Genomic DNA, 12138 nt, shown 5'->3' on the forward strand with positions numbered 1-12138 from the left:
TAGTTTATATCAAACTTCTGTTTATATAACGTACAATTTGGTTTGAAATAAGAGAATAAAAAATTATTAAAACAGAATTAGTAACCATATTGGTTAAAGTAAGACTATATATTATATCAGAATACATTTCATTAAAAGCTAAATAATCAGTTATGGTTGTATATACCACAACAACTACTGCAAATGAGAGTATTGATGATGTTATAAAAGACAACTTTTTATTTCTGTAGAAATAAGAAAATATTATAGAATTTAAAACAAATGCTACGAATGAACCAAATATATTAGCAACAAATAAATTAGAAATTGGATTAAAAGTATTGTAATAATCCATACTCTCCTTAAACACATCAGGATAAGGCATGGAAATTACAATATTTGTGATCAAAATCATAATTAAATTAGTGATTGCCTCTAATGCTATAATGAGTAGGACTGTTTTTCTTGCATTAAAGCTGGAGAAAATATCTACTATAGAGAAACATAACATGTAAGTAACCGTGGAAGGGATTATTACATAATCACCAAAACTCACTAATCTGTAAGCGATCAAATGTGAAGTAATTGACAAACAAATAAATAATGAAGCAAAAACAATATTATAAAACTCAGATCTATTTCTGGTTCCCAATCGATTATAAGTCATCTTTCTTTATTTCCATTTTAATATTATCCAAGAACTCTTTCTCTGTACAATTTCCATCATTGAACAATTTTAAGAAAATATCATAATAAGTAATATATTTTACTATCAATAACTTGTCACTCGTTACCAAATTATTGTAATAGCTATCTGCAAAACTTCTTAATTCCATTGACGAGTTTATATCATGCTTGTTAATATGGTAAGAAACAAAGAAACTTCCTGAAAATAATTTTAAACTGTCAATCTTTACGTGCAAATTTTCTTCTTTCAATAAATCCTTCAAATAATAAAAATAATCAATTGCTCTGCGAAAAATCGACATTATAAATCCTCCATTCACAAATAGTATAGACATTTCTTTGATCATATAAATCCTTACTTTCCACAACCTTGCAATAATCTTCTGTTACATATAAATACTCATGAAAAAATACAGATTCAATCTCGAATTCCTTTGAACAACAAACAGCTATCTTGTTCTTCTCAATTCGTTTCGCAAAAGGTCTATTACCCAGGAACCGGGCTGTAAGCAAATATTGAGTATCTTCGCCTAACTCTTGCCCTCTGATGTATAATCCGAGAGAAAAATAGTTATCTATCAGAGGGACCCTATATATCTCAGGGTTACGAAAATTTCCTTTACCACTAATCAACCATTCCGGATTCAAATTTAACCCTTCCGCGATCCTGTTCGAGAGCTTTGATTCATCAAGATTATTTCTAATAATGTAGTTTAATGATTGTTGAGCCAATCGGCAGCGCTTTGCTGCTTCCGCCTGAGAAATATCCAGCTTATATAGTACAAATTTCAATCTATCTGCAAGATTTTTCATATGTTAACAATATCTTATTGATTTTTAATGTTTTTATAGATTTATTATTGATAAATCCTTTCCCTGCATATGGCTATACTTACAACTAGTATTATGCAATACCTTAACAGTTCCAGATTATAACTAACATTATGAAAAATTTATCTATTTTTTAGCAATTTATACGTTAATTTCTCCATGACAACTACAAATTTGTTATTAAAATACAAAATACTTGTTGAAAATTCATGTGTGAGTAGTTACATTAAACTTATTGAAATTTTTAAAATCCGATTAAGTATACTTATCGATTCCTTTTCATATTATATTTATTTAAAATAGCTATATATTTTAAATTCGGGGTTATTACAGCTAAAAAATCACTTTAGTCATACAAAGATACCCAGTCTTACTGACTATGGAAGTGAATTAATTGTACAAATACTTATATAACTTTGGAGAATTATTGTGGACAAAAAAGATTGGCATCCAGCTGATATTATTGCCGCTTTAAAAAAGCAAGGAACAACCCTCTCAGCCGTATCTCGCAAAGCAGGGTTAGCATCATCCACACTGAGTAATGCATTACATCGCCAATGGCCAAAAGGAGAAGCAATAATCGCCACAAATTTGGGGTTGCTCCCCTCCGAAATATGGCCTTCTCGTTACCAAAATAAGACTAATAGTGCGAGCAAATTACTTTAAGAGGGAAGTATAGCGAGAAAAATAGAAATGGATCAGAGTGTTTTTCATAATCTACATTATAGTGAAGGAAGAACTATTGATTAACGAAAATAAAATTAATCTATAGCAGATAATTGACAATTAAAGTTTTATATCCCCCAGAAAACTACACGGTTAATTTTTGGGGGAAACTCAGACTTTATTCTATCACTCTGGCAGTTCAGGCCAATCCATTTCCTGTGAAATATCTATCCGGTTAAGCATCACTCTATATTCCTTCCATGTCAATAAAGCCGCTTTCTCTTCTTCCGTGGCAATATCTAAATCGATAGCATCCTGTAATAATGCGATTTGATTTGTTGCCTCGGTCATTAGTTGCTGTTTTTTGAGTTTAGCATGCTGCTGCAATTCTTCTCTTGTCGGTGGTGGAATATCCGCCCATTCTGGTAAACCATTTTTACCCGCTATACGATATTTACCTTCTGGTGCACCACTAGCCGCATATTCCTGATAAATATCGTTACTAACCTCAGTAATATCATCCGGCAATGAACCGGCAGCAATATAATTCTGCTTCAGTTCTATCGGGTAGAATGCATTCTTTTTTGCGCTATAATAATACATAATTAATATCCTATTGCCATCCAAAAAAATGGGCTATTCCATTTGGCATTTACCCATGAATTAAACAATTCGAAAGATGAGTCACTAATCAGATTTACATATCCAATAGTTGCACCCATAACACCTATCTTGCTCTGAATCGGATTAATAATTACAGAGTAATCCATACTGGAAAAACTAATTGGTAGCTGAATACGAGCCACATGACCACTGTGGATCACATCAGTGCGCCCCCATTGATAAATTACATCGGTGTCTCCACATTTCCACCAGCCATTAATGGCTTTACCGGCAGTGTTCTTATTACCTTTAGTATTAATTTGTTTGTCTACTTCTGCTCTGGTATACGCTCCGACATCCACTGCATCCAGATGAATGTCTTCAAACAGTTCCTTACTGTTGATTTTCCGAATATTAGGTACTCTGCTACTAATATTTTCACTCAACGAATTTATTATCTCTTGGGCAAGTCTTTGCGTAATCGCTAATGCGTCATTGTGTAGATACAAAATCAGCTACCACGGATGATATAGTTGAAGACTGGCGCAAGACCTTATTTAATATACCCTTCATCCTTCAAGTTGCTGCTTTGTTGGCTGCTTTCACTTACCCCGGTCACATAGTTATCTATGCTCCCGGGGATTCGCTCCCTTGCCGCCGCGCTGCAATTTGAAATCTATTGGGTATAGATCAATAGAAATAAAATTTGGCGGTATTCCAGTATTAAGATACTGACTTTCTTCATATTCTCCTTGAGAAATAACATTAGCATCCTGGCTAACAGAAAAGGCTTTAAAATCATTTTTATTACTCATAATTTTTCCTTAAGAAAAAACCAATGCTTTCATTAAATAAAATCCTGAGTTAATAGGAATAAAAATAAAACATCTACCTTATCATCGAATATTATTTTTATATTTCATTTCAATCATAGCCTCTTTCTAATAAAGAACGATGAAAAATTTTTATAACTAAATACGATTAATCATTTTCATATAATTTATGAAAAAAATATCTTCCATTGAAACCAAAATATATCCAAACCACCTATTTACATTCAACATTCGCCCTCCTCTACCTTCTTGCGATTTTTCTGTTTCAGCGTAAATATGTTGGCATAAGTCAGCCTCTTAATGCTGAAATGATATAAAATTATTTTTTAATCAAAATTAAAAATTTAAAACTCCAATGACACAAGTAAACTTTACAAACTCATAAAAATACTCTTAAGTATTTATTAACCTGAACTATCCAGAAATAGGTCTATTCTTAAATATGTAGATAGCTTGATTATTGATACTTATATACCCAATGGATTTCAAGATGCATCGCGACGGCAAGGGAGCGAATCCCCGGGAGCATAGATAACTCTGTGACCGGGGTGAGTGAGTGCAGCCAACAAAGAGGCAACTTGAAAGATAACAGGTATAAGCCTACTTTAAGTAAGGGAGAATTGTATGCCATCAAGAAGAGACGTCATGGTTGGAGGATTAAGTCTTGCTGCTGCCGGTATTCTATCCACGGTATCTTCAACCAACGCTGCAACTGCTAATATAAAACTGCAAGGAGCTTATAAAGCAAGTAATACAGAAAAAGCACTTGATATTATTAGTCTTTATGATTTAGAAGAAGAAGCGCGTAAATTGATCCCTGCTTCTCATTTTGGTTATATTAGCAGTGGTTCAGGTGATGAATGGACTTTACGTGAAAACACGAGAGCCTTTGATAATTACCAAATTATTCCGCGCTATCTCGCAGGAGTAAAAGATCCTGACACCACAACCGAATTACTCGGCAGCAAAGTAGATATACCTATTTTCGTTCCTCCAATGGCAGCACATGGGCTGGCTCATGTTACCGCGGAACTGGGAACAGCTAAAGGAGCCGCCGATGCTGGTACACTGTTTACTGCACAAACGCTGTCTAATTCATCTCTTGATGAGATAACAAAGATAAGTAAGGGACCTAAATGGTTCCAAATTTATTTTACCAAAGATATGGGTATTAACCGTGAACTCATACATCGGGCTAAAGCTATGGGTGCAACCGCAATAGTATTTACAGTTGATTTAGAATGGGGTGGTAACAGAGAAACCGATAAACGTAATAAATTTGTCTTCCCAAATTCACTTCCGTTTCCTAATATCCCTAACGCCCCCGTCGGCGCAACATTAAAAGAGATCTCTTCCATATTTAAACGGGATCTTGATTTCAAGGATCTTGAGTTTCTTGCCAAAGAATCGGGCCTTCCAATTATCGTAAAAGGTATTCAATCTGCCGAAAACGCTAAAGAATGTGTTGACTACGGAGCCTCGGCTATTCAGGTATCTAACCACGGTGGCCGACAGTTGGATACTGTCCCGGCAGCAATCACTTCATTACCAGGCATTGTTGAAGCTGTTGGGTCTAAAATTCCGGTCTATTTAGATGGAGGTATCCGTCGTGGCGTTCATGTGTTTAAAGCTCTCGCGTTAGGTGCTAAAGCTGTCGCTATTGGCAGACCAATTTTGTATGGACTCGCATTAGGCGGAGCGCCAGGCGTTACATCCGTTTTAAATCTACTTAAGGATGAACTCAAACTTAGTATGAAACTAGCGGGATGTGCAGCCATTAAAGATATCGAGAGAAAATTTATCAGTCTAATTTAGTTCTTAACTCACTGATAAAAAACTCAGCCCCGTTTCATTTGAAATATGTGATTTCAGGAAATGGGGCAAATTACATTACCTTTATAAACGATGGATCTTATAATGAAAAAATCTTTTATTTTACTTGCTGCTACCCTCTTTACATCTGGAGTTCAAGCTGCGGAATATGTTATTGATCCTAATCACACCAACGCCCGTTTTCAGATAGATCACTTCGCTACTACCACTAACCACGGTGGTTTTTATAATTTAGAAGGCAAAATAGAATTCTCACCAGCAGAAAAAAGAGGTATCGTCGATATATCCATTCCAATAAAAAATATCAATAGCGGTTCAACATCATTTGATAATCATTTAAAAAGCTCTGATTTATTTGATGAAGTAAAATATCCAGTAATTCGTTTTATCTCAACAAAATGGAATTTCGAGGGAGATAAAGTTAAAAGTGTTGACGGAAATCTCACATTAATGGGTCAAACACATCCTATTACCCTGAATGCAACAAAGTTCAACTGTTACCAAAGCCCAATTATTAAGGCGGAAGTTTGTGGTGGAGATTTCCAAACTCAATTAGACCGTACTCAATGGGGAATGAATTACCAGGTTAAAAACGGCATTAGCAAACAAGTCGATTTGTATATTCAAGTCGAAGCCGCAAAAAAATAATGTGTCATTATCTTCTACATTAATTATTTATTTCCCCTTAAAGTTTTCTTTAAAGGGAAATGTTTCATATAAATATTAATGCAGTACACGAGACACAAGTGACTCATCGATATCTATCTCATAAATTCTCTGTTCTTCTATTCTACTACGTAAAGCTTCTTCAACTAATGTAGAGAAACCGGTCATCATTTGCCGTTCCATAATAATGCCTTTTGGTTCAGGCCATGGAAGATTAGCGATTGGCCAATCGCAATACAATTTATAATAATTAAATTGCTCTAACCTCCCTTTAGCTCTATCAAAATCATTATTCCAGTAAGCATTTCCCAACTGAAAGTTTATATAAAAATCATCAAAGCTACCGAAAATCTCATAAATATAATCAGCGGTTTTCAGCATCTTTTCCCATGCCATTTCTTCACTGATATAACCAGCACAAAAACAGTTACGACTTAAAACGATTGCAAGCCATAAATCGAATCCCCACACCAATGCAGGTGGACGTCCATTAACAGACTGAGAACATTTACGAATATAGTCAGGTGTTACCTCAGCTAATTTAGCAAGAATCTTAAACATTTTTCCATCACTAAGAGCCGTATCAACAACAAAATGTTTTGAATGTATCCCATCCCATAAGGTGGTTATCATTTTCATATAACCTTCTTCATCAATAATTCCCCAGTCGCTATATAATTGGGATTGGTGTTCCTGGGCAGCTGATAATGGTAACAGGTAATAACAATAATCGTCATGAGCAACACGTGATTGTAAAGGATAATGTTCCAAAGTTTCACTCCAAAAACCTAACCAATAGTCACTGACAATATTCAACCGCAATACCTGACGCTTCTCTTCCGGTAAAAGAGATAAACCCGCTTGTTGATAGTAACGCCGTTGCTCCCATTCAGGACGTTTAATAATACGGTAAATAATGACAGAGAGTAACATTACTACCAATAATGCTACACTTCCTACCTTAGCCAAAAGTAAATAGTCTTCATCTGGAAAAGATACATCACCTATTATTAATAATATAATTGCTACAGATAATATAGTCCCCATACATATCGCAATCAAAAATAGAATATTAATGACTGAATATAAAAAACGTAGAAAAGGAGACTTTCTTCTCTCACAGAGAATATTCTTTATTATCTGATAACCTTTAACAGGGAACTGTCTGTAATGAGGCTGATTTTGTAAAAGGTCTTTCATCACAAATGATTCCTTTTCGGAAATTATCTGTCATACATGATAATTCTTATCTGTGTTATCACAAACTTCAAAAAAACACTATTTTTGCCGCTAAGTATCAATTTAACCAAATTAACTCTATCAGGGGACAATCTCGATGAACTTTTCTGGATAATATTTTCTATCGTAGAAACATGATAACATCACAACATTGTCATCATGCTGGTTGTAAGGGGAGCAATGGAACTCGTTAATCAAAAAAAGTTAATGGAACAGGCGGAAGCTATTTGCCAGGCTCGGGGAGCCCGCTTTACTCCACAGAGGCTTGAAGTTTTACGTCTGATTTCAGAGCAACCTGGAGCAATCAGTGCTTATGATTTGCTAGATTTATTGCGGGCAGCAGAACCACAAGCTAAACCCCCAACCGTCTACCGAGCACTGGAATTTCTGCTAGAACAGGGATTTATTCATAAAATAGAATCTACCAACAGTTATGTGCTGTGCCACCATATTGAACAACCAAGCCACACCTCAGCGATGTTTATTTGCGACCACTGCGGTTCGGTTTCAGAACGGGATGGCGGCGCCGTTGAATCTGCTATTCAACAATTAGCAAAAACTGCCGGATTCAGTTTACGCCATACAGTAATTGAAGCTCACGGATTGTGTTCACCTTGTGAAGAGATTGAATCTTGCTCTGAACGGGATAAATGCCAACATGACCACAGCATTGAGGTAAAAAAGAAATAAGCAGTCAGTACTTAGAACTTATCCTAATAGGCTACTTTATTTGCCACTGGTTGCAAAAAGCGAACCCGGACAGTACTCAGACAAAAGCCTTAGTTTTTGCACGCACTTTAATACGGTCCGAAGGGTGAACGAAGCGAGTCATCCTCGCGTATTATTACTATGTGTATACTCCATTGTGTACGCTCCATTCTGCTGTGCTGCCTGTATTCACTGTTCATTCACAAGAACAGTCTGCAATAATTACACCTACTGAGTTAGATTCTTAATTTTGGTACAAGTCAGCTATCAAGATGAAAAGACAACCGCAGAATCACGTTTAAGACAATCGTAATGATACATTCAATAACATGATTCTGCCGGAATATTGCAATGTCCTGATCATCACCAAAAAAACAGTGACTTAATATATTACTATCAGAGCCAGCCACAGCTACGAATCACTCCGACCGCCAACCCTTCGATTGTCAAGTTTTGATCACGTAGATCAACAACTATTGGTTTAAACTCTGGGTTTTCTGCCAGCAATTCAACTTTATTCCCAGTCTGTCTAAAACGTTTTACAGTTACTTCATCTTCAATACGGGCAACAATAACCTGCCCATTATGAACATCCTGTGTTTTATGCACAGCCAGCAGGTCACCATCCATAATCCCAATATCTTTCATAGACATTCCGCTGACTCTTAACAGGAAATCTGCACTTGGTTTAAACAATGCAGGATCAACCTGATAATGGCTTTCAATATGCTCCTGTGCCAGCAGTGGTTCACCTGCAGCAACACGACCAATCAACGGTAAACCAGATTCTTCAAGCAGCAAACGGATACCCCTAGATGCCCCGGCAACAATCTCTATCACCCCTTTACGAGCCAGCGCTTTTAAATGCTCTTCTGCCGCATTCGGTGAACGAAAGCCAAGATGTGATGCAATTTCAGCACGCGTTGGCGGCATACCCGTTTGCGAAATGTGGTCACGCACTAAGTCATAAACTTGTTGCTGCCTTGCAGTAAGTGCTTTCACTTCGCCCCCTGTTTGTTTATACAGTCAAACTGTGAGTATATACAGGTAAATAGCAATTGGGAACCTGTCAGGACAGAAAATCAGCCAATTATAATACACTGATCAATTATTAAACGAAATTAACCCATAAAAAACTGCCAAAGAACTGTACTCCAGACAATTAATGCTAGAATAATCGTCAAAAAGACTGCCGCAGAACCCATATCCTTCGCCCGACCGGATAACTCATGGAACTCACTGCCAATACGATCAACAATCGCCTCAATAGCACTATTCAGAATTTCCATAATCAAGACCAACATAATTGAACCAATCAGTAAAATACGTTCAATTACGCTGACATCCAGATAAAAGGCAACAATCAGAGCCAATATTGCTACGATTATTTCCTCCCGGAAAGCGGCTTCATTCTGCCATGCAGCCTTAATACCTTTCACCGAATATCTTGTTGCTTTAATAATACGGGTCAGTCCCACGGATTGATTTTTCATAAATTACTCACATCCTATATGAAGTTGTTTGCCACTTTTCATGTTTATTATTGTCTTAACTCAACAGATCTCAACAACTGTTTCTGGTATGCTTGCGACCTATTGCTAACAAGAGGCTTTAGTTATTTATGTCAGGTTGGCGTAAAATATATTATAAATTATTGAATTTACCACTAAAAATACTGGTAAAGAGCAAACTTATTCCTACAGATCCCATCACTGAATTGCGGCTCGATACTACACGTCCAATCTTGTACGTGTTGCCGTATCACTCCAAAGCAGACTTACTGACATTACGTCAGCAATGCCTGGAGCAGGATCTGCCAGACCCTTTAAATCCACTGGAGGTAGGTGACACTGAACTTCCCGGTTATGTTTTTATTGATAATGGCCCACGCGTATTCCGTTATTACGCACCAAAGCAAGAATCTGTAAAAATTTTCCATGCTTATCTGGATTTGCATCGCAATAATCCAAACCTGGATATTCAGATGCTGCCAGTTTCTGTCATGTTTGGCCGTTCACCCGGACGTGAAGGGCAAAGCACCCCATACCTACGGTTGCTGAATGGTATCCAGAAATTCTTTGCCATTCTCTGGCTAGGCCGGGATAGTTTCGTACGTTTTTCAAACACAGTATCTCTGCGCTATATGGCGACTGAGCATGGTACTGACAAGACAATTGCCCATAAACTGGCTCGTGTGGCACGGATGCACTATTCTCGTCAGCGTCTGGCGGCAGTAGGTCCGCGCCTACCTGTCCGTCAAGAGCTGTTTAATAAGTTATTGGCGTCGAAAGCAATAGAAAAAGCCGTCTCCGATGAGGTTCGTACCAAGAAAATCTCACATGAGAAAGCTCAGCAGAATGCTATCAACATCATGGAAGAGATTGCTGCTAATTTTTCTTATGAAACTCTACGACTGTCAGGACGCGTACTCGGTTGGACCTGGAACCGTCTGTATCAGGGGATCAACGTTCACAATGCTGAGCGGGTCCGTCGTCTGGCACAGGACGGCCACGAATTGGTTTATGCCCCCTGCCACCGTAGCCATATGGATTATCTGCTACTTTCCTATGTACTCTATCATCAAGGCTTGGTGCCGCCACATATCGCCGCAGGCATCAACCTGAATTTCTGGCCGGCAGGACCAATATTCCGCCGTTTGGGTGCATTCTTTATCCGTCGTACTTTCAAAGGTAACAAACTCTACTCCACGATATTCCGTGAATATCTGGGTGAGTTATTTGCACGCGGTTATTCTGTCGAATACTTTATGGAAGGCGGTCGTTCCCGAACTGGTCGTTTGCTCGATCCCAAAACGGGTACCCTGACCATGACGTTACAAGCGTTGTTGAGAGGTGAATCACGCCCAATCACGATCATTCCAATTTATATCGGTTACGAACACGTGATGGAAGTTGCTACCTACGCTAAAGAACTGCGGGGCGCAACTAAAGAAAAAGAAGGCTTTTTCCAGATGATACGTGGTTTACGTAAACTTCGTAATCTGGGGCAAGGCTATGTGAACTTTGGCGAACCTATCCCGCTGATCCAATACCTTAATTACCATGTTCCTGACTGGCGCGACTCTATTGATCCAATAGAATTCCAGCGTCCAGAATGGGTTACCCCAACAGTCGGCAAACTGGCCGGGGAAATTATGGTGAACATCAACAATGCTGCTGCCGCTAATGCAATCAACCTGTGCGCAACCGCTCTGCTTTCGTCACGTCAGCGAGCACTTACTCGTGAGCAATTGATTGAGCAACTGGATTGTTATATACAATTCATGCGCAACTCGCCTTATGCTGCCGATGTCACTATACCAAATAAAACCGCAGAAGAATTGTTAGAACACGCTCTGCAAATGGATAAATTCGAGGTAGACAAAGATAGTATGGGCGATATCATCATTCTGCCACGTGACCGTGCAGTTTTGATGACCTACTACCGCAACAATATCCATCACTTATTGGTACTGCCAGCGCTGATTGCCAGCATTGTTATTCATCATCGCCGTATTAACCGTGAAGAATTGCTAAGCCAAGTTGCAATCATTTATCCACTGCTCAAAGCAGAGCTGTTTATGCGTTACGACAAAGCAGATCTGCAAGAAGTGGTTAATACTCTGATTAACGAACTTACCCGCCAATGCCTTATCTGCAACAAAGAGCAAGGTATGCTGGTACTGAACCCAGCACGTATCCGCTCATTGCAATTACTGGCGGCAGGTGTTCGTGAAACACTACAACGTTATGCCATCACCCTTTCTTTATTGAATGCCAATCCGGAAATCAGCCGGGGTATGCTGGAAAAAGAGAGTCGGATGCTAGCGCAACGTCTGTCTGTATTGCATGGCATTAACGCTCCTGAATTCTTCGATAAGGCAGTATTTACAACTTCGGTAAATACACTGCGTGAAGAAGGCTATATCAGTGATAGTGGTGATGTGATCACTGCCAATACCCAGGAGTTGTATCAGGTGTTGAGTGAACTGATGTCACCAGAAGTTCGTCTTACTATTGAGAGTGTCAGTTTGCCAGCAGAGCACAACGATACTGAAGAAATAACTAAAGAAGTGTAATTTTGGGAATACTGG

The 12138-nt window shown here is 38.2% G+C and carries 14 protein-coding genes; 5 read left to right on the top strand and 9 right to left on the bottom strand.

The window, feature by feature from the left end; genetic code table 11:
- Positions 1 to 4: 4 nt before the first annotated feature.
- The 3 genes from C5469_RS15570 to C5469_RS15580 are packed head-to-tail and all read right to left on the bottom strand — an operon-like array spanning position 5 to position 1479.
- Positions 5 to 646 (bottom strand): VUT family protein, encoded by a 642-nt coding sequence (locus tag C5469_RS15570; protein WP_166308516.1) that lies wholly within the window; start codon positions 644 to 646, stop codon positions 5 to 7.
- Positions 636 to 968: a hypothetical protein gene (locus C5469_RS15575; protein WP_166308519.1), complete on the bottom strand. Its 333-nt coding sequence runs from the start codon at positions 966 to 968 to the stop codon at positions 636 to 638. Before C5469_RS15575 ends, C5469_RS15570 begins: the two co-directional genes overlap by 11 nt.
- Positions 943 to 1479, bottom strand: coding sequence for a helix-turn-helix domain-containing protein (locus C5469_RS15580; protein ID WP_166308522.1), 537 nt, complete (start codon positions 1477 to 1479; stop codon positions 943 to 945). Before C5469_RS15580 ends, C5469_RS15575 begins: the two co-directional genes overlap by 26 nt.
- Positions 1480 to 1926: 447 nt before the next feature.
- On the opposite strand from C5469_RS15580, the gene C5469_RS15585 reads away from it, so the two are divergent.
- On the top strand, positions 1927 to 2163 hold the full coding sequence (locus tag C5469_RS15585; RefSeq protein ID WP_339414523.1) for a helix-turn-helix domain-containing protein: 237 nt from the start codon (positions 1927 to 1929) through the stop codon (positions 2161 to 2163).
- Positions 2164 to 2349: 186 nt separating this feature from the next.
- Here C5469_RS15585 and C5469_RS15590 read toward each other — a convergent pair whose 3' ends face one another.
- The 3 genes from C5469_RS15590 to C5469_RS15600 all read right to left on the bottom strand — a co-directional run bounded on the left by C5469_RS15590 (position 2350) and on the right by C5469_RS15600 (position 3581).
- A complete protein-coding gene (locus C5469_RS15590; RefSeq protein WP_166308525.1) occupies positions 2350 to 2766 on the bottom strand; it encodes a tail fiber assembly protein in 417 nt (138 codons plus the stop codon).
- Positions 2767 to 2768: 2 nt separating this feature from the next.
- Positions 2769 to 3212, bottom strand: a complete 444-nt coding sequence (locus C5469_RS15595; RefSeq protein ID WP_242689491.1) for a gp53-like domain-containing protein — start codon at positions 3210 to 3212, stop codon at positions 2769 to 2771.
- A 177-nt stretch (positions 3213 to 3389) separates the two neighbouring features.
- The gene (locus C5469_RS15600) at positions 3390 to 3581 is read right to left on the bottom strand and encodes a hypothetical protein (RefSeq protein ID WP_166308398.1); all 192 of its coding nucleotides are present in this window, start codon (positions 3579 to 3581) and stop codon (positions 3390 to 3392) included.
- Positions 3582 to 4223: 642 nt separating this feature from the next.
- On the opposite strand from C5469_RS15600, the gene C5469_RS15605 reads away from it, so the two are divergent.
- Positions 4224 to 5414, top strand: coding sequence for a lactate oxidase (locus C5469_RS15605; protein WP_166308528.1), 1191 nt, complete (start codon positions 4224 to 4226; stop codon positions 5412 to 5414).
- 102 nt (positions 5415 to 5516) lie between these two features.
- Positions 5517 to 6080, top strand: coding sequence for a YceI family protein (locus C5469_RS15610; protein WP_166308531.1), 564 nt, complete (start codon positions 5517 to 5519; stop codon positions 6078 to 6080).
- A 75-nt stretch (positions 6081 to 6155) separates the two neighbouring features.
- Here the strand turns inward: C5469_RS15610 and C5469_RS15615 are convergent, their stop codons facing one another.
- Positions 6156 to 7298, bottom strand: a complete 1143-nt coding sequence (locus tag C5469_RS15615) for a DUF1266 domain-containing protein (RefSeq protein WP_166308534.1) — start codon at positions 7296 to 7298, stop codon at positions 6156 to 6158.
- A 219-nt stretch (positions 7299 to 7517) separates the two neighbouring features.
- Here C5469_RS15615 and zur point away from each other — a divergent pair, with 219 nt between their 5' ends.
- Complete coding sequence (gene zur / locus C5469_RS15620; RefSeq protein WP_166308537.1) at positions 7518 to 8027, top strand: zinc uptake transcriptional repressor Zur; 510 nt, start codon at positions 7518 to 7520, stop codon at positions 8025 to 8027.
- 414 nt (positions 8028 to 8441) lie between these two features.
- On the opposite strand, the gene lexA is transcribed toward zur, so the two are convergent.
- Complete coding sequence (gene lexA, locus C5469_RS15625; protein WP_166308539.1) at positions 8442 to 9047, bottom strand: transcriptional repressor LexA; 606 nt, start codon at positions 9045 to 9047, stop codon at positions 8442 to 8444.
- Positions 9048 to 9166: 119 nt separating this feature from the next.
- The gene (locus C5469_RS15630) at positions 9167 to 9538 is read right to left on the bottom strand and encodes a diacylglycerol kinase (RefSeq protein ID WP_166308541.1); all 372 of its coding nucleotides are present in this window, start codon (positions 9536 to 9538) and stop codon (positions 9167 to 9169) included.
- A 128-nt stretch (positions 9539 to 9666) separates the two neighbouring features.
- Here C5469_RS15630 and plsB point away from each other — a divergent pair, with 128 nt between their 5' ends.
- On the top strand, positions 9667 to 12123 hold the full coding sequence (plsB, locus tag C5469_RS15635; RefSeq protein WP_166308543.1) for a glycerol-3-phosphate 1-O-acyltransferase PlsB: 2457 nt from the start codon (positions 9667 to 9669) through the stop codon (positions 12121 to 12123).
- Positions 12124 to 12138 lie beyond the last annotated feature (15 nt).

The sequence above is a fragment of the Photorhabdus cinerea genome, assembly GCF_011189575.1.
In the GTDB taxonomy this organism is placed as follows: domain Bacteria; phylum Pseudomonadota; class Gammaproteobacteria; order Enterobacterales; family Enterobacteriaceae; genus Photorhabdus; species Photorhabdus cinerea.

Excerpts from the sequence above, each read along its gene's own strand:
- C5469_RS15590 (WP_166308525.1), bottom strand. The coding sequence starts at position 2,766 with ATGTATTATTATAGCGCAAAAAAGAATGCATTCTACCCGATAGAACTG.
- plsB (WP_166308543.1), top strand. The coding sequence starts at position 9,667 with ATGTCAGGTTGGCGTAAAATATATTATAAATTATTGAATTTACCACTA.
- C5469_RS15600 (WP_166308398.1), bottom strand. The coding sequence starts at position 3,581 with ATGAGTAATAAAAATGATTTTAAAGCCTTTTCTGTTAGCCAGGATGCT.
- C5469_RS15575 (WP_166308519.1), bottom strand. The coding sequence starts at position 968 with ATGTCGATTTTTCGCAGAGCAATTGATTATTTTTATTATTTGAAGGAT.
- zur (WP_166308537.1), top strand. The coding sequence starts at position 7,518 with ATGGAACTCGTTAATCAAAAAAAGTTAATGGAACAGGCGGAAGCTATT.
- C5469_RS15615 (WP_166308534.1), bottom strand. The coding sequence starts at position 7,298 with ATGAAAGACCTTTTACAAAATCAGCCTCATTACAGACAGTTCCCTGTT.
- C5469_RS15630 (WP_166308541.1), bottom strand. The coding sequence starts at position 9,538 with ATGAAAAATCAATCCGTGGGACTGACCCGTATTATTAAAGCAACAAGA.
- C5469_RS15570 (WP_166308516.1), bottom strand. The coding sequence starts at position 646 with ATGACTTATAATCGATTGGGAACCAGAAATAGATCTGAGTTTTATAAT.
- C5469_RS15610 (WP_166308531.1), top strand. The coding sequence starts at position 5,517 with ATGAAAAAATCTTTTATTTTACTTGCTGCTACCCTCTTTACATCTGGA.
- C5469_RS15580 (WP_166308522.1), bottom strand. The coding sequence starts at position 1,479 with ATGAAAAATCTTGCAGATAGATTGAAATTTGTACTATATAAGCTGGAT.
- C5469_RS15605 (WP_166308528.1), top strand. The coding sequence starts at position 4,224 with ATGCCATCAAGAAGAGACGTCATGGTTGGAGGATTAAGTCTTGCTGCT.